18 protein-coding genes are annotated in these 24502 nt (G+C 74.0%); 7 read left to right on the plus strand and 11 right to left on the minus strand.

What is annotated here, in order from left to right; translation table 11 throughout:
* Position 1: 1 nt before the first annotated feature.
* Positions 2–3886: a glycosyltransferase family 2 protein gene (locus ACWD4U_RS00070; RefSeq protein ID WP_363459671.1), complete on the minus strand. Its 3885-nt coding sequence runs from the start codon at positions 3884–3886 to the stop codon at positions 2–4.
* A 222-nt stretch (positions 3887–4108) separates the two neighbouring features.
* Positions 4109–4381: a WhiB family transcriptional regulator gene (locus ACWD4U_RS00075; RefSeq protein WP_014136066.1), complete on the minus strand. Its 273-nt coding sequence runs from the start codon at positions 4379–4381 to the stop codon at positions 4109–4111.
* A 602-nt stretch (positions 4382–4983) separates the two neighbouring features.
* On the opposite strand from ACWD4U_RS00075, the gene ACWD4U_RS00080 reads away from it, so the two are divergent.
* Genes ACWD4U_RS00080 through ACWD4U_RS00090 form a run of 3 tightly spaced genes read left to right on the plus strand, consistent with a single transcriptional unit; the run spans position 4984 to position 7883 of the window.
* Entirely contained in the window at positions 4984–5598 is a 615-nt protein-coding gene (locus ACWD4U_RS00080; protein WP_363459672.1) for a cysteine dioxygenase, read from the plus strand.
* Between the two features lie 18 nt (positions 5599–5616).
* The gene (gene cofD / locus ACWD4U_RS00085; protein WP_363459673.1) at positions 5617–6588 is read left to right on the plus strand and encodes a 2-phospho-L-lactate transferase; all 972 of its coding nucleotides are present in this window, start codon (positions 5617–5619) and stop codon (positions 6586–6588) included.
* Positions 6585–7883: a coenzyme F420-0:L-glutamate ligase gene (locus ACWD4U_RS00090; protein ID WP_363459674.1), complete on the plus strand. Its 1299-nt coding sequence runs from the start codon at positions 6585–6587 to the stop codon at positions 7881–7883. Before cofD ends, ACWD4U_RS00090 begins: the two co-directional genes overlap by 4 nt.
* Before the next feature lie 185 nt (positions 7884–8068).
* Here ACWD4U_RS00090 and ACWD4U_RS00095 read toward each other — a convergent pair whose 3' ends face one another.
* A complete protein-coding gene (locus tag ACWD4U_RS00095; protein ID WP_363459675.1) occupies positions 8069–8992 on the minus strand; it encodes a DNA-3-methyladenine glycosylase family protein in 924 nt (307 codons plus the stop codon).
* 116 nt (positions 8993–9108) lie between these two features.
* Between ACWD4U_RS00095 and ACWD4U_RS00100 the strand changes: the two genes are divergently transcribed.
* Both ACWD4U_RS00100 and ACWD4U_RS00105 read left to right on the plus strand, forming a co-directional pair.
* Entirely contained in the window at positions 9109–9903 is a 795-nt protein-coding gene (locus ACWD4U_RS00100) for a TIGR03089 family protein (RefSeq protein ID WP_363459676.1), read from the plus strand.
* Positions 9904–10081: 178 nt separating this feature from the next.
* Positions 10082–11782 carry an LCP family protein gene (locus ACWD4U_RS00105; RefSeq protein ID WP_363459677.1) on the plus strand — a complete coding sequence of 567 codons (1701 nt, stop codon included), beginning with the start codon at positions 10082–10084 and terminating at the stop codon, positions 11780–11782.
* A gap of 16 nt (positions 11783–11798) precedes the next feature.
* On the opposite strand, the gene ACWD4U_RS00110 is transcribed toward ACWD4U_RS00105, so the two are convergent.
* Both ACWD4U_RS00110 and ACWD4U_RS00115 read right to left on the minus strand, forming a co-directional pair.
* The gene (locus tag ACWD4U_RS00110; RefSeq protein WP_363459678.1) at positions 11799–12422 is read right to left on the minus strand and encodes an acyltransferase; all 624 of its coding nucleotides are present in this window, start codon (positions 12420–12422) and stop codon (positions 11799–11801) included.
* 65 nt (positions 12423–12487) lie between these two features.
* Complete coding sequence (locus ACWD4U_RS00115) at positions 12488–13519, minus strand: glycosyltransferase family 2 protein (protein WP_363459679.1); 1032 nt, start codon at positions 13517–13519, stop codon at positions 12488–12490.
* Positions 13520–13623: 104 nt separating this feature from the next.
* Here ACWD4U_RS00115 and ACWD4U_RS00120 point away from each other — a divergent pair, with 104 nt between their 5' ends.
* Positions 13624–15129, plus strand: a complete 1506-nt coding sequence (locus tag ACWD4U_RS00120; protein WP_363459680.1) for an LCP family protein — start codon at positions 13624–13626, stop codon at positions 15127–15129.
* Positions 15130–15163: 34 nt separating this feature from the next.
* Here ACWD4U_RS00120 and ACWD4U_RS00125 read toward each other — a convergent pair whose 3' ends face one another.
* From ACWD4U_RS00125 to ssuE, 5 genes are all read right to left on the minus strand, one after another.
* Positions 15164–15298, minus strand: coding sequence for a hypothetical protein (locus ACWD4U_RS00125; RefSeq protein WP_363459681.1), 135 nt, complete (start codon positions 15296–15298; stop codon positions 15164–15166).
* A 6-nt stretch (positions 15299–15304) separates the two neighbouring features.
* Positions 15305–17221, minus strand: coding sequence for a hypothetical protein (locus ACWD4U_RS00130; protein WP_363459682.1), 1917 nt, complete (start codon positions 17219–17221; stop codon positions 15305–15307).
* A 101-nt stretch (positions 17222–17322) separates the two neighbouring features.
* Complete coding sequence (locus ACWD4U_RS00135) at positions 17323–19884, minus strand: ABC transporter permease (RefSeq protein WP_363459683.1); 2562 nt, start codon at positions 19882–19884, stop codon at positions 17323–17325.
* 17 nt (positions 19885–19901) lie between these two features.
* A complete protein-coding gene (locus ACWD4U_RS00140; RefSeq protein ID WP_363459684.1) occupies positions 19902–20687 on the minus strand; it encodes an ABC transporter ATP-binding protein in 786 nt (261 codons plus the stop codon).
* Between the two features lie 290 nt (positions 20688–20977).
* Positions 20978–21532, minus strand: a complete 555-nt coding sequence (gene ssuE / locus ACWD4U_RS00145; RefSeq protein WP_363459685.1) for an NADPH-dependent FMN reductase — start codon at positions 21530–21532, stop codon at positions 20978–20980.
* A 399-nt stretch (positions 21533–21931) separates the two neighbouring features.
* On the opposite strand from ssuE, the gene ACWD4U_RS00150 reads away from it, so the two are divergent.
* A complete protein-coding gene (locus ACWD4U_RS00150; protein ID WP_363459686.1) occupies positions 21932–23248 on the plus strand; it encodes an LCP family protein in 1317 nt (438 codons plus the stop codon).
* Positions 23249–23308: 60 nt separating this feature from the next.
* Here the strand turns inward: ACWD4U_RS00150 and ACWD4U_RS00155 are convergent, their stop codons facing one another.
* Positions 23309–24472, minus strand: coding sequence for an acyl-CoA dehydrogenase family protein (locus ACWD4U_RS00155; RefSeq protein WP_363459687.1), 1164 nt, complete (start codon positions 24470–24472; stop codon positions 23309–23311).
* Positions 24473–24502 lie beyond the last annotated feature (30 nt).

A 24502-nucleotide genomic window follows, 5' to 3' on the forward strand; every position in this document is an offset into this window, starting at 1 on the left:
GTCAGCTCCCCGTCCCGGGCTGCTGCGGGTGGCCGCCGTAGGGGTCGTTGGGGTCGTGCTGGGGGTATCCCCAGCCTTCGGTCTGGTCGGTCTGCTGCTGGCCGGGCAGCCAGGGCTGCTGCTGCTCCTGCTGCTGCTGCGGGTAGCCCGCCGCGTACGGGTCGGTCCAGCCCTGGGCGGGCGTCTCGTAGCCGTACTGCTGGCCGTACTGGTCGTAGCCGTCGCCCTGGTAGGGCGCGCCGACCGGCTGCTGCTGGCCGTTCGGGTCCCAGCCGGACTGGTCGTAGCCGTAGCCGTCGCCCTGGTAGGCGGGCTGCTGGTACGGGTCGGCCTGGTACGGGTCCGCCTGGTAGGTGTCGGTCTGGTACGGGTCGGCGAACGGCTCGGGGTCGGCCTGGTAGCCGCCGTCGGGTTCGCCGGTGGGCTGCTGCGGGATGGCACCGGCGTAGACGCCGGGCTCGGCGGGGGCCTGCTCGCCGTCGCCCTCGCCCTCGCCGCGTTCGGCGAGCCGGCGGGCCCGGCGGCTGCCGGGGGCGGGGGCCTGGGCCTGCGCGGCGGCGGCCAGCGCCTGGGCGGCGACCACCTCTTCGGGCAGGTCGTCGTCGTTGTGGTTGCGGCGGCCGGGCAGCGCGAGGACCAGGACCACCACGCCGAGCAGGAGCTGGCCCCACGCCCAGCCGGTGTGGGCCAGGCTGCTGGTCCGGGTGACGTCCAGTCGGCCGCCCTTGGCGGGGAGTTGGAAGCCCTGGGCCCAGCCGTCGACGGTGACCGCCTTGAGCGGGGTGCCGTCGAGGGTGGCCTGCCACTGCGGGGCGGCCTGTTCGGCGAGCCGCAGCTGCCGGCCCTCGGGGCCGTCCGGGATGGTGGTCCAGATGTCGTGGACGCCGGCCGGGACGGTGATCGGCACGGTGCCGGGGCTGGTGATCTGCGCCCGGGCGCCGGGGATCGCGGTCACCTGCCAGAGCGCGACGCCGTTGTCGAGGCTGAGCCGGGTCAGGCCGGGCGTGGTGTCCAGGACGTCGCGGACCTTGGCGATCAGCGGGTCCTTCACCTCGACGTAGCCGACGCCGTACCCGGCCAGGGTGCCGGCCTGGTCGCCGCCGGAGCCGGCCAGCAGCTTGCCGGTGAGCTGGGCGAGCTTCTGGTCGGCGGCGGCGTCCACGGTGCCCTCGGCCTGACCGGTCGTCAGGCCGGCGCCGCGGACCAGCGCGTAGCTCACCGCGGTGCCCGCGGCGTCGCCGGTGATCATCAGGGTGCGGGCGCGGTCGGTGGTGTCGGCGGCCTCCGCGATGAACGCCGGGACCTGGGCCTCGGCGGTGCGGTGCAGCGGGCCGTCGGCGCCGTGGATCGCCCACCAGGCGGCGGTGCCCAGCGGGGCGAGCACGGCGGAGGCGACGACCAGTGCGGCGACCGGCTGCCGCCAGCCGAAGGCGATGCCGGAGACGCGGGCGTTGGCGCCGTCGGCGCCGATCGCGGCGGCGGCGAGCAGGGCGACGCCGGCCAGCAGGGTGGCCGGGCCGGCCCAGGCGGCGGTGGCGGGTCCGCCGGAGGCGGGGGTCACCGAGGTGCCGGCCACCGCGACCGAGAAGACCAGACCGGCGGCGGCGGCGCCCCAGGCGGCGAGCACCGCGCGGCGCCGGTCGGCGCGCAGCAGGGCGGCGAGCGCGGCGAGCACCACGCCGGCGGAGAGCCAGATCGGGGGGACGCCGGCGCCGCCGGGGTTGACCAGGATCAGGCCGAGCGGGTCGGCGGCGGGCCCGTTGAACCCGGCGACGCCGGCCTCCAGCAGCAGCCGGGAGGGGTGCGCGAGGACGTGCAGCGACCAGGGGGCGAGCACCACGACGGGCGCGCCGAGGATCACCGCGATGCGCAGGCCGAGCAGCCGCAGCGCCTGGCCGCCGGAGCCGAACGCGCCGCCGCGCAGCACCGCGTGGGCGAGGGCGGCGAGGCAGAGCGGGAGGGCGATGGCCCAGGTGAGCGGGACGAACGCGGTGCAGACGGTGAGCATCAGCACGGTCATCCAGGCGGACCGCCAACCGGGGCGGGCGCCCTTGGCGGCGGTCTCCTTGCGGATGCCGAGGCCGGCGGTGATCGCGGCGGCGCGGGCCAGCGGCGGCAGCAGCACGGCGAGTACGGCGGTGCCGATCCGGCCCTGGGCGAGGGCGCCGGTGGCGGCGGGCAGCAGCGCGTAGGTGGCGCTGGCCCAGGCGCGGACCAGCTTCGACTCGATCAGCGGCCGGGAGACCAGGTAGGCGCTGACCGCGGCCAGCGGCACCGAGAGCAGCACGATGAGGGTGAGCGCGAAGTCGGCGTGGCCGAGGAACACCCAGGAGAGCACCGCGAGGACGCCGAGGTAGGGCGGTGCGGTGGCGGTGGAGCCGGTGCCGACGGGGTGCCAGGCGTCGGCGTACATCCGCCACAGTCCGCCGGCGCCGTCGGTGGCGGGCAGCAGGGCGCCGCCCTCGAGCCAGCCGGAGCCGATCAGGTTGCGGCCGGCGGCGAGCGCGAAGACCAGCACCGCGGCGAACAGCACGGGGGCCGGGCGCCGGGCCAACTTCTTGATCAGCGCGAACTGCTCGACCACCAGGTCGTCGGTGTCGTCGTCGCCGGGTCCGGACTCGGCCGAGCCGTGCCGGCCGGCGCCGGAGTCGTCGCCGCCGCCGATGCCGAGCGAGCCGATGACGTTCTCGATGGCCAGGCGGGCGGTGGCGCCGGGTGCGGGGAACAGCGTGCGGTCGTCCAGCGAGTCGACCGAGCGGGTCCGGCGGCGGCGCGCGCGGGCGGTCAACAGGCGCGGCAGTCGCAGCAGTTCGTGGCCGAGGCCGGCCACCTCGTCGTAGGCCTGCTTGGGGTCCTTGCCGACCAGGTTGACCACGACCCGCAGCAGGGTGCCGAGGATCAGCCGCAGCAGCGTGTACGGGAACAGCACGCCCTTGGAGTTGGCGAGCAGCGTGTAGACCGCGCCGGCCTTGTCGACCCGGTGCGGGTGGGCGGAGCCGCAGTCGATGGCGCGCCGTTCGCGGCTGGCGGCCTCGGCGTGCCGGAGCACCGCGTCGGGGGCGACCACCACGCGGTGGCCGGCGGCGTTGACCCGCCAGCAGAAGTCGGTGTCGTCGCGCATCAGCGGCAGCGCCCGGTCGAAGCCGCCGAGTTCCTCGAAGACGTCGCGCCGGACCAGCATGCCGGCGGTGGAGACGGCGAGCACGGGGCGGACCTGGTCGTGCTGGCCCTGGTCCTGCTCGCGGCGGTCGAGCCCGGTCCAGCGGCGGCCGGAGCGGGCGATCGTCACGCCGACCTCCAGCAGCTGCCGGCGGTCGTACCAGGAACGGAGCTTGGGGCCGACCACGGCGGCGCTCGGGGTGGAGTCGGCGACCTGGAGCAGTCGGCGCAGGGCGTCGGTCTGCGGTTCGCAGTCGTCGTGCAGCAGCCAGAGCCACTCGACCGGCTGGGTCTCGCGCGGTCCGCCGCGGCCGAGGTCGTCCTCGGCGCCGAGCGGGTCGCCGAAGTCGTCCCAGCCGCCGGTGACCGGGTCGTAGCCGGACGGGTCGAGGCTGTAGGAGAGGTCTTCGGGGCGCAGCGGCGCCGAGTTGAAGACGGCTTCGCCGACGGCGCGGCCGAAGCCGACCCGGCGGCCGAGGATCTGCGGGCCGCTCTCCGGCAGCCAGTCGCCGAGGGTGTCGGCGAGCAGTTGCGGGGAGGTGTCGGTGGAGCCGGTGTCCACCGCGAGGATGCGCTGCACCTGCCGGTCCTGGCCGAGCAGACCCGCGAGCGCCTGGGGCAGCCAGCGGGCGCCGTCGTGCGAAACGATCACCGCGGTGACCAGATGGCGCGGGTAGGCGGGCGGCCTGGCAGCGGAGAAGCCGCTCTGGTGGCTGTAAACAGTCATCGGGTGCGCGGACCACCGGTTCGGGTTTGACGGCAGATGACGCACCACACTAACGGCTCCGGGTGGCCGGGTTGTCCCGGGTGTGTGTGAAGAGACGGTGCAGCGGGTATCGCGGCGGCCCCCGCCGGTGTGCGGCGAAGCGAAAGCGCCCCACCTCGGGGAGGTGGGGCGCCGGCACCGGACGTGCTCCGCGGGGATGTCCCGCGCGGTCCGCGGGGATGCTCAGACCGCGCTCTTCTTGAGGCGTCGGCGCTCCCGCTCGGAGAGCCCGCCCCAGATGCCGAACCGCTCGTCGTTGGCGAGCGCGTACTCGAGGCACTCGGCCCGGACCTCACACGCCAGGCAGACCTTCTTGGCCTCCCGGGTGGACCCGCCCTTCTCGGGGAAGAACGACTCGGGGTCGGTCTGGGCGCACAGCGCCCGCTCCTGCCAGCCGAGTTCCTCTTCGTCTTCCTCGATGCCCTCACCGATCAACAGCTCAAAGAGCTCGCTCATTCTGGCGCGCCTCCTCTGCCCCTCTTGGCGTCCCCGTGGTGTTGCCGTTGCCGGTGCGGCGGAACGACACGAGAGAAATTACAGTTGCGTCACTCTGGCCCAGTCAAGCCGAGGTCTGGTATTGGGCCAAGGATTCACTCCCCGGAACCAAGCCACTACGAATAGTGTACATATCCGGACAACCCGGACATCCTGCCTGGTCCCTGACCTGCCGTCAGGCGGCGGCCTCATCGGGCCCGGCGATCTCACGGCCTGCCTTCCCGGCGATCTTCACATCGAAACATAGAGGGTGATTTATCACCCCATCCGGTGGTTCAGGCCAGGTCTGCCCCGATTGTCCTCACCTGCGCCTTGACACCGACGGCCCAGGTGCGGTCTGCTTGCCCGCATGTCACAGTTCGCCGCCCCGTCGCGCCGCCAGGCGCTCCTCGGTGCTGCCGCGAACTCCTCGTGTTGTCGCCGCTGTCTCCGCTGTATCTAGGCGCACGCGTCCCACCGCGCGCCGCCCCGGAACAGAGGCCGACCGCGCGACAGTCCCCCCTGATCGCTCTCGCGGAATCGGCTGATCCCAGCCCGAAGCCGAACCCGAGGACGACACCGCCGTGCGAATGCCCCGCCTCCGCAAGCGCAACCGCGACCGCAAGCTCCACCACTCCCCCGCGACCGACTCCGTCGCCGGCAACCCCGTGGCCGCCCGGCCCCGTTGGACCGACGGCCTGAGCGACGTCTCCATCGCCGGCGACCCGCTCGCCTTCCCGCACCTGGCCCGCACCGACCTGCCCGCGCACCCCACCACGGTGGCCGGCTACGCCCGGCTGGTCCGGGAGATCGCCGCCGACCGCGCCCGCTGGGAGCCGCTGGTCCGCTACGACCCGCTGACCCGCTGGTACGCCCGGCTGGAGACCGGCCCCGGCTACGAGGTCTGGCTGCTCAGCTGGGTGCCCGGCCAGGGCAGCGGCCTCCACGACCACGGCCGGTCCTCCGGCGTGATGACGGTCCTTCAGGGCGAACTGACCGAACGCTCGCTGACCGCCGGCGGCGAGGGCTCGCGCGTGCTCGCCCCCGGCGGCCTTCGGGTGTTCTCTCCGGGCTACCTCCACGACATGGTCAACGCAGCACTGGAGCCCGCGGTTTCACTCCACCTGTACACGCCCGGTCTGGTCGAGATGAACCAGTACCCGGCCCCGACCGGGCGGCGGCAGCTCCAGGAGTCGTAGCGCTGGCAGGATGAGGCCATGCGAATGACGGCACTGGCAGGTGGAATCGGTGGGGCGCGGTTTCTGCGCGGCTTGCGGGCGGCGGTCGATCCCGGTGACGAGATCACCGTGGTGGGGAACACCGGCGACGACATCCACCTGTTCGGTTTGAAGGTCTGTCCGGACCTGGACACCGTGATGTACACCCTCGGCGGCGGGATCCACGAGGAGCAGGGCTGGGGCCGGGCGGACGAGACCTGGTCGGTCAAGGACGAGATGAAGGCGTACGGCGTCGGGCCCGAGTGGTTCGGGCTCGGCGACCGGGACTTCGCCACCCACATCGTCCGCAGCCAGATGCTCGCCGCCGGCTACCCGTTGAGCGCCGTCACCGAGGCGCTCTGCGTGCGCTGGCAGCCCGGGGTGCGGCTGCTGCCGATGAGCGACGACCGGGTGGAGACCCACGTCCGGATCACCGACGCCGACGGGCCGCGGGTGGTGCACTTCCAGGAGTACTGGGTGCGGCTGCACGCGGCGGTGCCCGCCGAGGCGATCATCCCGGTCGGCGCGGAGAGCGCCAAGCCCGCCCCCGGCGTGCTGGAGGCGATCGCCGAGGCCGACGTGGTCATCCTGCCGCCGTCCAACCCGGTGGTCTCGATCGGCACCATCCTCGCCGTGCCCGGCATCCGCGAGGCCCTCGCCGCCACCCCCGCCCCGGTGGTCGGCCTCTCCCCCATCGTCGGCGGCGCCCCGGTCCGCGGCATGGCCGACAAGGTGCTGGCTGCGGTCGGCGTGGAGACCAGCGCCCTCGCGGTCGCCCGCCACTACGGCGCCCGCACGGCCGGCGGCCTGCTGGACGGCTGGCTGGTCGACACCTCGGACGCCGGCGCCGTCGCCGAGGTGGAGGCCGCCGGCATCGCCTGCCGCGCCGTGCCGCTGCTGATGCGCGACGTCGACGCGAGCGCCGAGATGGCGCGCGCGGCACTCGAGTTGGCCGCGGCGGTGCGCAAGTGAGCACCGAGCTGACGGTCGTTCCGGTCGACGGGCTGCCGGAGGTCGAGCCCGGCGCGGACCTCGCGGAACTCCTCGCCAAGGCGGGCGAGTACCAGGACGGCGACATCCTGGTGGTCACCTCGAAGATCGTCAGCAAGGCCGAGGGCCGGGTGCTGCACGGCGTCGACCGGGACGCCGCGATCGACGCCGAGACGGTCCGGCTGGTGGCCCGCCGCGGCCGGGCCCGGATCGTGGAGAACCGCAACGGCCTGGTGATGGCCGCCGCCGGGGTCGACGCCTCCAACACCGCGCCGGGCACCCTGCTGCTACTGCCCGAGGACCCGGACGCCTCGGCCCGCCGACTCCGCGCCCGCCTGCAGGAGTTGACCGGCCGACGGCTCGCGGTCGTGATCAGCGACACCTTCGGGCGCCCCTGGCGCAACGGCCTCACCGACGTGGCGATCGGCGCCGCCGGCCTCCCCGTCCTGGACGACCACCGCGGCCGCACCGACAGCCACGGCAACGAACTGGTCCTCACCGTCACCGCCACCGCCGACGAACTCGCCGCCGCCGCCGACCTGGTGAAGGGCAAGGCCACCGGCGTCCCGGTCGCCGTGATCCGCGGCCTGCCGCACCTGGTCACCGCCGAGGACGGCGACGGCACCCGCCCGCTGATCCGGCCCGCCGCGGACGACATGTTCCGCCTCGGCACCTCCGAGGCCGTCCGCGAGGCGGTCACGCTGCGGCGCACCGTCCGCCACTTCACCGCCGAACCGGTGGACCCCGACGCCGTCCGCCGCGCGGTCGCCGCCGCCGTCACCGCCCCCGCCCCGCACCACACCACCCCCTGGCGGTTCGTCCACCTGGAGTCCCCCGACCTCCGCACCCGCCTGCTGGACGCCATGCTCGACGCCTGGCGGCGCGACCTGCGCGAACTCGACGGCTGGTCCGCGGAACGGATCGCCCGGCGCACCGCCCGCGGCGAGGTGCTGCGCGCCGCCCCCACCCTGGTCATCCCCTGCCTGGTGATGGACGGCTCGCACGCCTACCCCGACAGTCGGCGCGCCGGCGCGGAACGCGAGATGTTCACCGTCGCGATCGGCGCCGCCGTCCAGAACCTCCTGGTCACCCTCACCGGCGAGGGCTACGGCTCCGCATGGGTCTCCTCCACGATGTTCTGCCGCGACACCGTCCGCGACGTCCTCTCCCTCCCCCCGCACTGGGACCCCATGGGCGCCATCGCCATCGGCCGCCCGGCGGACGCCCCGAAGGAACGTCAGCCACGGGACCCGGATGACTTTCTGACGGTCCTGTAGTTGCACCACCAGGGGCCCGGGTCGCTGGCGAAGCCAGGGGCCCGGGGAACGGCGGGGGTGTGTGGCGGTCGGGGTTCCGGGGCGCTGCGAGGTCTGGGCGCATGGAGGTCTCCAAGGCCCCCAGCCGGACTGAGACCGCCAGGCACTCGCCTCGCCGTTCCCCGAGCCCCTGAAAAACAACCCCGTTACCGCCCCCGGTGGTCGTTCGGGGTGAGGCGGGGGCCGTACTTCGGGGGGCGGGCGCCCGTGAGGGGGAGGATGCGGCAGAGGCGGTGGCGGTGGGGGCGGTAGGGCTCCAGCAGCGTGAGCATCTGGGCGTCGTCGCTCCGGGGCCGTCCGGCGAGGGCCCAGCCGACGATGTTGGGGAGGTGGAAGTCGCCGACGGAGACCGCGTCGGCGTCACCGTTGGAGCGCTGCAGGGTCTCCGCGGCGGTCCAGACGCCGATGCCGGGGACGGCGGTGAGGCGGGCGAAGGCTTCGGCGGAGGGCATTGCGGAGGCTTCTTCGAGGCGCGCGGCCAGCCGCGTCGCGCGGACCACGGTGGCCGAGCGCTTGGGGTCGACACCGGCCTTGTGCCATTCCCAGCTGGGGATCAGGGACCACTCGCGGGCGCTCGGCGCCACTCGCATGCCGAGGTCCGCCGCGGGCCCGGGCGCGGGGGTGCCGTAGTCGCGGAGCAGGGTGCGCCAGGCGCGGTAGGCCTCGCCGGTGGTGACCTTCTGTTCGAGGATGGCGGGAACCAGCGACTCCATGACCAGGCCGGTGCGGGTCAACCGCAGTCCGGGGCAGGAGCGTTGGGCTTCGCGCAGCGGGCCGGGCGGCAGCACCAAGCCGGCCGGGTCGTCGTCCGCGCCGAGCAGCGCGGGGAGGCGGTCCAGCAGCCAGCCGGCGCCGGGGCCCCAGGCGGTGCCGGTGAGGGTGTCGGAGGAGGGGGTCAGGCGGAGGGTGCCGGGGCCGTCGGGGGTGCGGGAGGCGCGCCAGTAGGAGTGGTCGGGGGTGCGCCGGAACGCGGGGTCGCCGGTGCCGCGTTGCAGGGGGAAGAGGGTGCGGCCGAGGTCGAGCGGGTAGCCGGGGCGCCACTGCCGGGTTTCGGGGGCCTCTGCGGACATCGCGGCGTTCCTCGGGGCGCGGGTCGGGACCTTGCGAGCCTAACGCGCCGCGATGGCGCGGCAGGGCCGGGCACCCTCCCGTCGAGGTGGGGGCAGGCCTTAGGCTGGACCGCACCATGACTGCGACTGCGCCTTTCGCTGCCGACGCCCGCACGCCCGCCGAGCTGCTGCACGCCTACCTGCGCGCCGGGGCCGATGCCGATCCGTCCCGCCCTCTGGTGACCTTCTACGACGACTCGACCGGTGAACGGGTGGAGTTGTCGGCGAAGACCTTCGACAACTGGGTGGCGAAGACCGCCAACCTGTTGCAGGACGAGTTGAACGCCGCCCCGGAGGACCGGGCCGCACTGCTGCTGCCCGCGCACTGGCAGAGCGCCGTGTGGCTGGTGGCCTGCTGGTCGGTCGGCGTGGTGGCCGTACCGGGCGGTGACCCGGCCGACGCCGACCTGGTGGTGTCGGGTCCGGACGGACTCGCGGCGGCGCAGGAGTGCGCCGGGGAGCGGGTGGCGCTGGCGCTGCGCCCGCTGGGCGGGCGGTTCCCGCAGCGGCCGGACGGGTTCCTGGACTACGCGGCGGAGGTGCCGGGGCAGGGCGACCGGTTCGCCCCGTACTCGCCGGTGGACCCGCAGGCGGCGGCGCTGGAGACCGCGGTGGACGGCCTGGCACTGAAGCTGACGGGTGAGCAGGCGGTGGCGCTGGCCCGCGAGGGTGCGGCGCGGCTCGGCCTGGACAGCGGCAGCCGGGTGCTGTCGACGCTGTCGTACGACGACTGGGCGGGGCTGGAGGCGGGGCTGCTGGCGCCGCTGGCGGCGGGCGCCTCGGTGGTGCTGTGCCGGAACTCCGAGAAGTTGACGGATGATCAGTGGCAGCAGCGGATCGACTCCGAACGGGTGACTCTGCGTCTCGGCTGACTCCAGCGGCCCGCGGTGCCGGGTAGTGCTGGAGCGATGGAAGTGGGGAACGACGGCGGGTGCCGCTCGGTCCGGTGGACCGGGTGGGGCCCGCCGTTCCCGTTCCGGCCGGGGTCACACCGTGACGGGCATCACATCCCGCCCGGATCATGGCCCGGGCTCGTCTAGGGTGTCCGGGATGAACAGCGGACACCGGAACCGGGGCGACTCGGCGAACTCGATCCCGCCCGGAGTCGACCCCGCGGACCAGTGGGTGCGCGACCCGGAGACCGGCGAGTTCCGCCTCGACCTGACCGCGGGCGTGCCGAAGGCTGCCGAGCCGCAGCCGCGCGCGACGCGGGTCCGGGCCGCCGCGAACCCGGCCGGGGCCGGGGCCAGTGCGGTGGGCGGCCGGGCCGCCCGGCGGCGCGGGGCGAAGGGCGGGCGCGGCGGGAAGGCGAAGCGCGGCCGGCGGGCGCTGAAGTGGACCGCGGGCGCGACCGGCCTGGTGCTGGTGGCGGGCTGTGGCGGCGCGTTCTACGCGTACCAGCACTTCAACCGGAACATCGCCTCGGTGAAGGTCCAGATCGGCGACGAGGCGGAGCGCCCGAAGGCCGCCGGCGACGCGATGAACATCCTGGTGATCGGCACCGACAGCCGCGTCGGCCTGGGCCGGGAGTACGGCGACGAGGGCTCGACCGGCCACGCCGACACCACGCTGCTGTTCCACGTCTCGAAGGACCGCTCCAACGCGACGGTGATGTCGATCCCGCGCGACCTGATGGTGCCGATCCCGGAGTGCCAGACCGGCGACAAGAAGATCCCCGGCTCGGCGCGGGCGATGTTCAACACCAGCCTGGGGCAGGACGGCCGCGACCCGGGCTGCACCTGGAAGACCGTGGAGAAGCTGACCGGGATCCGGGTCGACCACTTCATGATGGTCAACTTCGAGGCGGTGAAGACGCTTTCGACCGCGGTCGGCGGTGTCGAGGTGTGCGCCGCGAAGGAGATCAACGACCCGGACTCGCACCTGAAGATGTCGGCGGGCCGGCACGTGGTGCAGGGCGAGGAGGCGCTGGCCTTCGTCCGCACCCGCCACGCGGTGGGCCTGGGCGGCGACCTGACGCGGATTCCGCTGCAGCAGCAGTTCATCAGCTCGATGATCCGCAAGATGAAGAGCAGTGACACCCTGACCAGCCCGACCAAGCTGTGGAACCTGGCGGACGCCGCCACCAAGTCGCTCACCATCGACGACGGGATCGGCGGGGTCAACGGGCTGAAGGACCTGGCGCTGGACCTGTCCCGGGTGAACACCAAGAACATCACCTTCACCACGGTGCCGGTGCTGGACGACCCGGCCGACAACAACCGGCTGATCCTCAAGCCGGGCGACGCCCAGCAGTTGTTCGGGATGATCGCCGCCGACCGCTCGCTCACCACGGTCGAGCAGCCGGCGGGCGCCGCGCCGAGCACCCCGGAGGCGGCGCCGTCCTCCTCCGCGCCGGCCGCACCGGTGCCGCAGGTGGACGCGAAGAGCGTGAAGGTCACCGTGCGCAACGGCAGCGGGGCGTCCGGGCAGGCCGGCAAGGCCGTCACCGCGCTGCAGGGCAAGGGCTTCGCGCTGGCCGCGACGGGCAGCAACGCCGATGCCGCGGCGGCCACGTCGGTCTCCTACCCGGCCGGGAAGGCGGACCAGGCGGCGGCGGTGGCCGCGGCCCTCGGGCTGCCCGCGACGGCGGTGCAGCAGAGCGCCAAGCTGGGTGCCAAGGACGGCCTGCTGGTGGTGCTGGGCGCCGACTACGCGAACGGGACCGCCGGGCAGCCCTCGGCCGTCCCGACCGAGGCCCCCAAGGACCTGCAGCGGGTGCAGGCCGACGACACCGCCGTCTGCGCCAAGTAGCCGGCGGTCCGGCCGCTCAGCCGAGTTCGGCGTCCGGGACGAGGCGGCCCGCGGTCTCGGTGTAGCGCTCGCCGGTGCGCGGGCAGCGCCAGGCGTCCGGGCCGGCCGGCTCCAGCGGTTCGCCCGCCCGGCCGACCCACTTGATCCGGCGCGCGGGCACCCCGGCGACCAGGGCGAAGTCCGGGACGTCCCGGTGCACCACCGCACCGGCCGCGACCAGCGCCCAGCGGCCCACCGTCACCCCGGCGACCAGCACCGCCCGGCCGCCGATCGAGCAGCCCTGACGGAGCGTCACCCCACGGGCGTGCCAGTCGTCGCCGCGCTTCAGTTTGCCGTCCGGGTCGACCGAGCGCGGGTACAGGTCGTTGGTGAGCACCGCCGCCGGGCCGACGAAGACGCCGTCCTCCAGCACCGCGGGCTCGTACACCAGCGCGTGGTTCTGCAGCTTGACGCGGTCGCCGATCCGCACCCCCGGGCCGACGTAGGCGCCGCGGCCGATGATGCACTCGGCGCCGATCTCGGCGTCCTCGCGGACCTGGGCGAGGTGCCAGACGGTGCTGCCGGAGCCGATCACCGCCCGCGGGTCGACGTCCGCGGTGGCCTCGATCCGGGCGGGCTGGGGCAGGGGGGCGCTGGTCATGGCCGGACCCTAGCGCGGGCGGACGGCCCCCGTCCGGTGTTCCGGGGACCGTCCCTGACGACCGCTCAGGCCGTGACGGGGTCGATCGGCGCCGGGGGCTTGCTGTCGATCACCCGGCGGGCCAGCCGGCGCGGGGAGGTGAGGAAGCCGAAGCCCCAGCTGAGGTGCATGGTGGCCAGTGCCACCGGCAGCAGCAGCCGGGCCCGCCCGGACAGGCCGCGGCCCTCGACCAGGCTGCCGCCGAAGATCGCCAGCAGGTAGGCGGAGGGCAGCAGCAGGAAGAGCGGGCTGAGCAGGCCGAGCAGCAGGCCGCCGAGCACGCCGCAGAACGCGGCCGGCGGGGCCAGGTAGCGCAGGTTGACCGAGCCGCGGTGGTAGCGGGTCACCACCCGGCGCCAGCGGCCGTAGTCCTTGTACTGCTTGGCCAGCGCGCGCAGGCTCGGGCGCGGCCGGTAGGTCACCCGCAGCTGCGGGGTGAACCAGACCAGGCCGCCGTTCTGCCGGATCCGGTAGTTCAGCTCCCAGTCCTGGGCGCGGATGAACTCCTCGTTGTAGCCGCCCTGTTCGGCCAGCACCTCGCGGCGGAACGCGCCCAGGTAGACGGTGTCGGCCGGGCCGGCCAGGCCGCCGGTGTGGAACGCCGCGTTGCCGACGCCGATCTTGGAGGTCATCGCGGCGGCCACCGCGCGCTCCCACTCGGTCTCGCCCTCGGCGTGCATGATGCCGCCGACGTTGGCCGCGCCCATCTCCTCCAGCAGCCGGACCGCGGTGGTGATGTAGCCCGGGGTGAGCAGGCCGTGCCCGTCCACCCGCACCACGATCGGGTGGCGGCTGGCCCGGATCGCCGCGTTCAACCCCGCCGGGGTGCGGCCCGTCGGGTTCGGGACGGTGCGCACCCGGGGGTCCTCGGCGACCAGTTCGGCGGCGATCCGGTCGGTCTCGTCGGTGGACGGACCGAGCGCGATCACCACCTCCAACTCGCCGCCGTACTCCTGTTCCAGGATTCGGCGGACGGCGGTGCGGAGGTGACGTTCCTCGTTGAGCACCGGCATGATCACGGAGACCGCCGGCAGCTCCTCAGCAGCCTTGGTGTTCATCGTGCCCGAGCGTACCGGCGCGGCCCGCCCCTTGTCAGACGGGGTCGGCACCCGTTCGGCGCGCCGACCGGGCGACCGCGGCCCGCCCGCCTACCATCCGGAAGATGCCCACCCAGCACCCGTCCGACCGCCTGTCCGCACCACCCCGGCCGCGGACGCCGGACCGGCGGGGTTCGCAGGCGAAGGGCCGCCGCTGGGGCCGGTGGGCGGCGGGCACCGTCTCGTTCTCCATCCTGGCCACCTCGTGCGCCGGCTGGGCGGTGCTGCACGGCGTCGGCTCCTCGATCGGCCGGGTCGACGCGATCGGCGGCGGTTCGGACCGCCCGGCCGACGACGGTGCCACCACCTTCCTGGTGGTCGGAACGGACGACCGGGAGGGCATCCCCGAGGCCACCCTCAAGGACGTGCTGCACGCCGGCGGGGAGTCCTGCCACTGCACCGACACCATGATGATCGTCCAGCTCTCCGCCGACCGCGGCCGGGCCACCGTGGTCTCCATCCCCCGCGACTCCTACGTCGACATCCCCGCGCACCAGGACCAGGCCACCGGCAGGCAGGTCCCGGCGGCCAAGGGGAAGATCAACGCCGCCTACGGGATGGGCGGGGCGCCGCTCGCCGTGCGCACCGTCGAGCAGAACACCGGCCTGCGGATCGACCACTACGTCCAGGTGAACTTCCTCGCCTTCGTCTCCACCGTGGACGCGCTCGGCGGCGTCTCGGTCTGCACTCCCAAGCCGCTCAAGGACGACTACTCGGGCCTCGACCTGCCCGCCGGCACCACCCGCCTCGACGGCGCGGGCGCCCTGCGCTACGTCCGGGCCCGGCACGTCGACGGCTCGGCGGACCTAGGCCGGATGCACCGCCAGCAGAAGTTCATCGCCCAGCTGCTGCACCAGGCCGGCTCCGGCGACACCCTGCTCAACCCGGCCAAGCTCACCGGCGTGCTGGACACCGTGCTCCGCTCGGTCAAGGTCGACAAGGACCTGGGCAACGCCGAACTCCTCGACTTCGCCACCCGGTTGAAGGACCTCTCGGCGGCCAACGCGGACTTCACGACGGTCCCGCTCGCCGACCTGGACCACCAGGTGCCGGGGTGGGGGTCGACGGTGCGGTGGGACGAGAAGGGCGCCAAGGCGCTGTTCGACGCGGTGCGGGGCGGGCGACCGCTCACGGCGGCCGCTCCTTCCCCGGCCGTCACGGCCGCCGCGGTTGCCGGAACGATTCCTCCGGGGGAGGTCCGGGTCCAGGTGCTGAACGGCGCGGGCGTCCAGGGGCTCGGCTTCCGGGTCGACGCCGACCTCCGCAAGGCCGGCTTCGCCACCACCGGCACCCCGTCCAACGCCCCCGGCGGCGGGGCGGCCGCCGCGCGGACCGTGATCCGGTACGACCCGCGGTGGGACGAGTCCGCGAAGACGCTGGCCGCGGCGCTTCCCGATGCCGAGCTGGTGGCCGCGCCGAACCTGGGCGCCACGTTCCAGGTCGTCGCGGGCACCGGCTACCACGGCCTCGCCGGCAGCAGCCCCTCCCCCGCCAGGCCCGCACCCGCGACGGCCGCCCCCGCCCCAGCGGTCACCGCGGAGACCGGCACCGAGATCACCTGTCCGTCCTGAGGGGCACGACCCCGAGGCGCCTGCCGCGGCCGTCCTACCCGCCGATGGCGTACCTCCCCACCACGAAAGCCACGTAGCCCGCCAGCGCCAGCCGGTTGAGCAGCAAGGTCCCGCCCACGGCGTCGGCACCGAGCAGGATGCGGCGGCGGCATTCGAGGCTCCCGTTCATCCGCATTCACCCGCCGAAGGCGTACCTCCCCACCACAAAGGCCAGGTAGCCCACCAACGCCAGCCGGTTGAGCAGCAAGGTCCCACCGATGGCGTCGGCACCGAGCAGGGTGCGGGGGCGGCGTTCGGGGCGGTGGGTGAGGAGGGTGATGGTGCGGGCGGCGGCTGCGGGGCTGTAGGGGCCGCCGAGGTGGCTGTGGAGGGCTTGGCCGGGCCATGCGGTGAAGCCGAGTTGGCGGCTGTCGGTGGTCTGCAGGGTGAAGCGTCCGCGGTGGACGGCGGCGGCGGTGAGGTGCTGCCAGGGGATGCGGTGGACGGTGAGCGCCCCGGCCAGGGCGATGCCGTCGCGGTCGACGGCGAGCTGCCAGCCGAACGCGCCGGTGGCGGCGACCACCAGGGGGGACAGCAGCAGCGGCTTCACCAGGCCGTCCAGCAGCCCGTCCGTGCCCAGCAGGGTGACCGCCGCACCGAGCAGCAGCGCGGCCAGCGGTCCCGCCGGCCGGCGCAGCGCCGCGGGCATGCCGTGGACCTGGGTCGGTTCGGGCGGCCCGTCCGTCTCGGGGTCCTGCTCCAGCATCCGGGCGGCGAGCGCGGGGACGGCGAGGTGCTCCTCGCGGTAGCGGCGCTTGCGGTGGCGCAGCCGGGAGGTGGCGGGGTAGTCGACGGAGAGTCCGGCGTGCCAGGCGGCGTACGGCTCCGGCGGGGCGTAGACGAGGAGTTGGCGGTGTCCGGCGTCGGGGCCGTGGTAGAGCAGGGCGTCGACCGGGCGGTCGGCGAGGGCGAGGGCGTGGGCGGCTTCGGCGGGGGTGCGGGCGTCGGGTTCCTCGCCGGGCTGCGGGCCGGGGAGCCACTCGGCGGGGCCGTCCTCGTCCTCGGGGGCGAAGTGGGCGGTGCCGCGGGCGGGCAGCCGCCACAGGCCGGGTTCGCGGTCTCCGCCGTCGACGGGGTGGACCATCAGGTGGCCGCCGCCGTCGGGGCGGACCCGGACGCGCAGTGCGGGGGCGCGGTCGGCGGGGGCGCGGCGGGAGCGGTCGGTGCGGTGGGCGGAGCCGAGCAGCAGGGCGGCGGCCGCGCCGCCGGCGCCGGCGGCGAGCCACCAGGGGGTGGGGTCGTACGGGTCGCCGGCCACCCGGGTCCAGCCGGTGTCGTCGGCGAGCAGGGCGATCCGATCGCCGACGGCCGGGGTCCAGTCCCACCAGATGTCCACGGTGGTGGTGAACCGCTGTCCGCCGCTGGGGAGTTGGTAGTCGACGGTGGCGCTGAGCCCGTCGTCGTGGACGGCCCGGACGGTGGCTCGGACCTCGTCGGCGGTGGCGGAGCGGGTGTCGCTGTCGTGCATCCGGTACAGGCCGGTGCCGAGGGCGAGGACGGCGAGCAGGCCGAGCACGGCGGCGAGGGTGCGCCGGGCGGTCGGGCGGCCGGCCGGGCCGAGCGGGGCTTCCTGGTCGAGCAGGGTCCACGGGTAGGGCACCGGCGGGCCCATCAGCGCGGCGAGCTGGGTGCGGGCGCGGCGGCGGCCGGCGGCGACCCGGTGCAGTGCGGCCGCGACCGCCAGGTGCGCGCCGGTGACGGCGAGGCGGACGGCGGTGCCGGGCAGCGCGTCGGGCAGGAACCACAGCAGCAGGCCGACCACGGCGGGGACCAGCGCGCTGCCGCGTGGCCGGGCCAGCAGCACCAGCGCCTCGACCAGCACCAGCGCCACGGCGACCGTCTCGCCGAGCGACACCGCGCAGGCGTCCAGCACGTCGCAGCTGCGCGGCAGCGGGTCGTCGGCCGCCGCCGCGAGCACGAACGTTCCGCCAGGCAGCAGGGCCAGCCATCTGCTCTCCAGCCGCCGCCACACCCGGGCGGCCCGCCACTGGTCGGCGGCGGCCAGGGTGAGTCCGGGCGCGGCGGGCAGCGGTGGTGACGCCATGTCTGACATGCCCCGAATTCTCGCAGCCCGGCGGCGGGGGCCGTCGACGAACGGGCCCGCCCGGGGCCTTGGGGGCTCCGGGCGGGCTCGGTGGGCGGATTGACGGGGCGTCAGTCGGTGGCGATGGCCGCCAGGATGTTCATCCGGGCGGCGCGGAACGCCGGGATGAGGGCGGCGATCAGGCCGATGACCACGGAGCCGACCAGGATGGAGCCGATGGTGCCGGTGGGGATGGCCAGGTCGGTGAGGCCGAAGTCGGCGAGGACCGAGCGGGCGGTGATGCCCCAGGCCAGGCCGAGGGCGGTGCCGACGACGGCGCCGAACAGGGCGATGACCACCGATTCGAGCCGGACCACGCGGCGCAGCTGGCGACGGGAGAGGCCGATGGCGCGCAGCAGGCCGATCTCGCGGGTGCGCTCGACGACCGACAGGGCCAGGGTGTTGACCACGCCGAGGACGGCGACCACGATCGTCAGGCCGAGCAGGCCGTAGACCATGTACAGCAGCTGGTTGACGCTGGACTTGATCATGTCCTTGTAGCCGGCCTGGTCCTTGATGCTGAGCTGCGGGTAGGCCTCCAGGGACTTCTGCAGGTCGGCGAGGACGGCGGCCTTGTCGGAGCCGGCCGCGGCGGTGAGGTACAGCCCGGCGTCGGGCGGGAGTTGGCCGCCGAGGGCGGTGGAGAGGGTGCCGGTGCCGACGATCAGGGCGCCGTCGAACAGTCCGCCGGTCTTCCGGATGCTGGCGACCTTGAGCGGCTGGGTGCGGCCCTGGCCGTAGTCGGCGGTGATCCGGTCGCCGAGCGCGAGCTTGCGCTCCTCGGCGAACTTCTGGTCGATCGAGACGCCGCCGTCGGCCAGTGCGTCCTCCATCCGGCCGGCGGTGAGGACGACCCGGAAGTCGTGCGTGAAGCCGGGGTCGACGGCGGCCAGCGAGGTCAGCGTGCGCCCGCCGTCCGCGGTGGTGAGGGCGGCCGGGATGTTCCGCTGCTCGGTGATGTGGTCGATGCCCTTGGCGTGCTTGACCACGTCGACCGCAGCCGGGCTGAGGCCGGCCCGCTGGCCGTCGACCACGTAGTCGGCGCCGACGGTCTTGTCGATCTGCGCGGTGGCGGAGGTGACCATCGAGGAGGTGACCACCGAGGCGCCGACCACCACGGCGAGGCCGACCATCAGGGCGGCGGCGGTGGAGCCGGTGCGCCGCGGGTTGCGCATCACGTTCCGCTGGGCGAGCCGGCCGGCCGGGCCGAACAGCGCGGGCAGCAGGCCGCCGAGCAGGCGGATCAGGCCGGCGGCGAGCAGCGGGCCGAGGACCACCGCGCCGACCAGGGTGGTGAGCACGCCGAGGCCGATCAGCAGGCCGCCGGCGGAGGCGCTGCCGGCGGTGCCGGCCAGCACCAGGGCGGCGGCGCCGAGCCCGGTGATGAGGGTGCCGAGCACGGTGCGGATCCGGTTGGCCCGCGGCTCGGCCGGGGCGGCGTGGTCGAGCAGCGCGGCCATCGGCGTGATCTTGCCGGCCCGGCGGGCCGGGATGAAGGCGGCGAGCAGGGTGACCGGCACGCCGACCGCGTAGGAGACCACCGGGACCACCCAGTTGACCTCCAGCGCGGAGGCGTCCAGGTTCATGCCGGCGGCCTTCATCAGCTGGATCAGGGCGACCGCGAGGCCGAGGCCGGCGCCGATGCCGAGGGTGGAGCCGATGCCGCCGAGCAGCAGACCCTCCGTCAGCACCGAGCCGTTGACCTGGGCGCGGCTGCCGCCGATGGCGCGCAGCAGGCCGATCTCGCGGGTGCGCTGGGTGACCAGCATGGAGAAGGTGTTGAAGATCAGGAAGCCGCCGACGCCGGCCGAGAGCACCGCGAAGCCGAGCATCGCGTAGCTCATGAAGCCGAGGAAGGAGCCGACGTCCTTGTTGTTCTCGTCCTTCTGCTCGGCGGCGGTCTTGCCCTGGAAGCCGCTGCCGAGGTCGGCCAGTGCGGCGGTCTTCAGCTGCTCGTTGGTACGGCTGCCGTCACCGAACACCTCGACCGAGGTGAAGGCGGTGCTGCCGAGCAGGACGCGCTGGGCGGTGGGGGTGTCCAGGAAGGCCAGCGCCGCGCCGGGGTTGGTGGTGCGGAAGGTGGCGATGCCGGAGATGGTGAAGTCGTAGTTGCCGGTCTCGGTGATGATGCGGAGCTTCTTGCCGAGGCCGAGGCCGGACTTCTTGGCGGTGTCGGCGTCCAGCACGATCTGGTCGGAGCCCTGCGGGACGTGCCCGGAGGTGATGTCGACCGAGGTGCGCGGGGTGTCGGTCCAGTTGCCGGTGAGGGTGGGGGCGCCGCTGGTGGGGCCGACCACCTTGTTGGTGGCCGGGTCGACCAGGGTGGCGCTGGAGGTCATCACCTGGCCGAGCGCGGCCTTGACGCCGGGCTCGGCGGCCAGCTTGTCCCGGGTCTCCACCGGGATGGTGGGGATCTGGTCGGAGCCGCGGTGGTCGGCCAGTTCGTCGGCGGCCTTCTGCACCGACAGGTCGGAGGCGGTGGCGGCGAACAGGCGGTCGAAGGTGCCGGTGGCGGTGTTGTAGAAGACCAGGGTGCCGGCCACGAAGGCGACCGAGAGCACCACGGCGAGCAGGGAGAGCACTAGGCGCCACTTGTGGGCGAAGAAGCTCCGCAGCGAGGTCTTGAGCAGCATCGGATTCCGCTCCCGTCTCAGCTGGTGCGCTTGCCGTCGAAGCGGCGCATGCGCTCGAGGACGGAGTCGGCGGTCGGGTTGTGCATCTCGTCGACGAGCGCGCCGTCGGCCAGGAAGAGCACCCGGTCCGCGTACCCGGCGGCGCCCGGGTCGTGCGTCACCATCACGATGGTCTGGCCGAGTTCGTCGACCGAGCGGCGCAGGAAGGTGAGCACCTCGGCGCCGGACCGGGAGTCGAGGTTTCCGGTGGGCTCGTCACCGAAGATGATCTCGGGGCGGGCGGCCAGCGCGCGGGCCACCGCGACGCGCTGCTGCTGGCCGCCGGAGAGCTGGGAGGGGCGGTGCTTGAGGCGGCCGGCCAGGCCGACGGTGTCGATCACCTGCTCCAGCCAGGCCTGGTCGGGCTTGCGGCCGGCGATGTCCATCGGCAGCGTGATGTTCTCCAGCGCCGACAGGGTGGGCAGCAGGTTGAAGGCCTGGAAGATGAAGCCGATCTTGTCGCGGCGCAACCGGGTGAGCTGCTTGTCGCGCAGCCCGGTGATCTCGGTGTCGCCGATCCAGATCCGCCCCTCGGTGACGGTGTCGAGGCCGGCCAGACAGTGCATCAGGGTCGACTTGCCGGAGCCTGAAGGACCCATGATCGCGGTGAACCGGCCGCGCTCGATGTCCACGCTCACCGCGTCCAGGGCGGTGACCCTGGTCTCCCCCGCGCCGTACGCCTTGGTCACCAGTCGGGCCCGGGCGGCCGCGTCGGCCTGCCCGGTGATGTGTGAAGTGTGCGCGGCGCTCGCTGCCGTGGTCACTGGATTCTCCTCGTGATGGTGTCCACCCGTCGCCCCCAAGCCTTCCGGGCGCTCCCCCCGTGGCGGAATCCAGCAGGCATCCGTCTTCGGGGTGGTGCCAGCACCACCATCACGGGTGGGGCTGAGGGGATGGCTCCACGCTAGGGGCCCTCGCGCGCGCGGTCGTCCTCCACCGGTCGTAACCCGGTCACGGGGAAATGCTCCGGGGTCCGGGCCCTCCCCCCCTAGGGGTCCGCGCGGGCGGAGTGAGGGTCCGGACCCCGAGGCGGAGACCGTACGGTGACGGAACGTCAGGCGGTGGTGGCGAGTTCCGGGTGGCGGGCCAGCGCGGCGGCGAAGGCGTCCACCACCGGGGTGAGCAGGACGTCGGTCTCCCGCTCCAGTTCGGTGCCGCCGTCCTCGCGCACCAGGATGTGCCGGTCGAGCACGAACCAGCCCTGGGTGACGTGCTCGGCGCCCATCGAGGCGAGCACCGGCCGGAGCGCGTAGTCCACCGCCAGCACGTGCGCGGGGCTGCCGCCGGTGGCCAGCGGGAGCACCGTCTTGCCGCGCAGCGCGTACTGCGGGAGCAGGTCGAGCAGGACCTTCAGCAGCCCCGAGTAGGCGGCCTTGTAGACCGGGGTGCCGATCACCACCCCGTCGGCCCGCTCGAAGAGTTCGACGGCGCGGGCTATCGCGGGGTCGGAGACGTCCGCGGCCAGCAGTGCCTCGGCGGGCAGGGCGCGGGCGTCGAGCGGCAGCACCCGGTGGCCGTGCGCGGCGAGCCGGGCGTCGACGTGGCGCAGCAGCCGGGTGGTGCGGGAGGTCGCGGACGGGGAACCGGAGACGGACAGGATCACGGCCATGGAGTCACCTCGGGACGAACGGCACGGCGGTGCCGGAAGAAGGGGGTGGCGAGGGCGCGGGCTCGCCGGGGTGAGGCGCGGCGGTGGCGGTCAGCCGCGACACAGCGAGCAGGACACCCGGCCGTGGTCGACGTGCCGTCGACGGGTGAGGACCTCGCGCTGCTCCATGCGCGCCATCGAAGCACCCCCGGTTTCGGCCGGTCAAGGCGATCCCGCCTGGTGAGCCGCACGGCACATCCGCTCCGCCGGGACGGTCCGCACCCGTCCGGCGGGCGGTCCGGACGACATTCCGGTGAACAGTCCGCGGAAGCGTCCGCACCCTGCATCAAAACGGCCACAAGGGGCTCCGCGGGGGCCGGTGGATCACTGCGCGGCCCCGGCTTCGGGCATCCTTCCCCCATGAACACGTGGCAGGAGCGCCCGGGGGGCGGCTCGTACGGTCAGGACGACGCGGCACGGGGCCAGGGCGGCGCGCCCGCCGAGCCCCCGCTGCCGCCGTCGCTGAACCCGCGCGGCGCGGGCATCCCGCTGTCCCGCCCCGCGCAGCCCGCGTACGGTGCGCCGGCCGGTCAGCCGCCGTACCGCCAGGACGGCCCGGGCGGTACGCCGCCGTACGGCCAACAGCCGCCGCAGGGCCGGCCTCCGTTCGGGCAGCCGCCGGCCGGTCAGCCGCCGTTCGGCTCCGGGCCGGAGCCGGCCGGTGCGCCGGGGCCGGCGCCGAAGCGCCGCTCGCGGAAGAAGATCGCCGGGCTGGTGGCGCTCGGCCTGGTCGGGGCGCTGCTGGCGACCGGCATCGGGACGTACTTCTGGGCGGACGGCAAGCTCAACCACGAGAACGTGCTGGCCGACTACCAGGGCCGTCCGCCGGCGGGCAAGGGCACCAACTGGCTGATCGTCGGCTCGGACAGCCGCAACGGCCTGACCGACGCGCAGGAGGACCAACTGCACACCGGCTCGGCCGAGGGCAAGCGCAGCGACTCGATGATGATCCTGCACGTCGGCGACAACGGGAACACCCTGATGTCGATCCCGCGCGACTCCTGGGTGCAGATCCCGGCCCACCAGGACACCGCGGGCAGCGGCAAGACCGTGCCGGCCGCCACCCGGAAGATCAACGCGGCCTTCAACACCGGCGGCGGGCGGCTGCTGGTGCAGACCGTGGAGACCAACACCGGCCTGCGGATCGACCACTACGCGGAGATCGGGTTCGCGGGCTTCGTCGGCCTGGTGGACGCGGTCGGCGGCGTCGACATGTGCATCGACCAGCCGATCAAGGACAAGGACTCCGGCCTGGACCTGAAGGCCGGCTGCCAGACCCTGACCGGCTCGCAGTCGCTGGCCTTCGTCCGGCAGCGGCACCAGATGGCCGACCAGGACCTGGGCCGGATGCGCAACCAGCAGAAGTTCCTCGGCGCGCTGGCCAAGCAGGCGGCCTCGCCGGCCACCCTGCTCAACCCGTTCACCTTCTACCCGATGGCCTCGGCCGGCCTGGACACCCTGATCGTCGACGACGACGCCGGGCTGACCGACCTGGGCTCGATGTTCCTCGCCATGAAGGGCGTGACCGCCGGGAGCGGCAAGACCATCACGGTGCCGATCGGCAACCCGGACTTCCACACCCCGACCGGCGAGTCCGCGGTGAAGTGGGACCCGGCCAAGTCCAAGCTGGTGTTCGACGCCCTGAAGAACGACACGGCCGTTCCGGACACCAAGTAGCCCGCAGCGGGCGGGGGTTCGCCCGGAAGGAGGCGACCCCCGCCGAGATCCGGGCCGCGGTTACGGCAGGTTGCGGGCCATGACGATGCGCTGGACCTGGTTGGTGCCCTCGTAGATCTGGGTGATCTTGGCGTCGCGCATCATCCGCTCGACCGGGTAGTCGCGGGTGTAGCCGTAGCCGCCGAGCAGCTGCACCGCGTCGGTGGTGATCTCCATCGCCGCGTCGGAGGCGAAGCACTTCGCCGCCGCGCCGAAGAAGGTCAGGTCGGAGTCGGTGCGCTGGGACTTCGCGGCGGCCGCGTAGGTGAGCTGCCGGGCGGCCTCCAGCTTCATCGCCATGTCGGCGAGCATGAACTGGACGCCCTGGAACTCGGCGATCGCCTTGCCGAACTGCTTGCGCTCCTTGACGTAGCCCTTGGCGTAGTCGAGCGCGCCCTGCGCGATGCCGATCGCCTGCGCGGCGATCGTGACGCGGGTGTGGTCGAGGGTCTTCATCGCGGTGGCGAAGCCGGTGCCCTCGGCGCCGATCATCCGGTCGGCCGGGATGCGGACGTTGTCGAAGTACACCTCACGGGTGGGCGAGCCCTTGACGCCGAGCTTCTTCTCGGGGGCACCGAACGACAGGCCCTCGTCGCCCTTCTCCACCACGAAGGCCGAGATGCCCTTGGAGCGCAGCTCCGGGTCGGTGACGGCCATGACGGTGTAGAACTCGGAGAACCCGGCGTTGGTGATCCAGCGCTTGACGCCGTTCAGCACCCAGAAGTCGCCGTCGCGCACCGCGCGGGTCTTCATCCCCGCCGCGTCGGAGCCGGCCTCCGGCTCGGACAGGCAGTAGGAGAACATGCCCTCGCCGCGGGCCAGCGCGCCCAGGTAACGGGTCTTCAGCTCCTCCGAGCCGGACAGCTGCACCGGCAGCGAACCCAGCTTGTTCACCGCCGGGATCAGCGAGGAGGTGGCGCACACCCGGGCCAGCTCCTCGATCACGATCACCGTCGCCAGCGCGTCCGCCCCCGCGCCGCCGTACTCCTCCGGCACGTGCACCGCGTGCAGGTCGTTGGCCCGCAGCGCCTCGAGTGCCTCGGTGGGGAAGCGCGCCTGCTCGTCCACGTCGGCCGCGAACGGGGCGATCTTCGCCTCCGCCAGTGAACGCACCGACTCCCGGAGCATCTCGTGCTCCTCGCTCAGCCGGTAGAGGTCGAAGTCCGCCCCGGAGTTGCCCGCCATGTGCCCGCCCCTCGGTTAGTTACCGTTAAC

The organism is Kitasatospora sp. NPDC002522, from assembly GCF_053595195.1.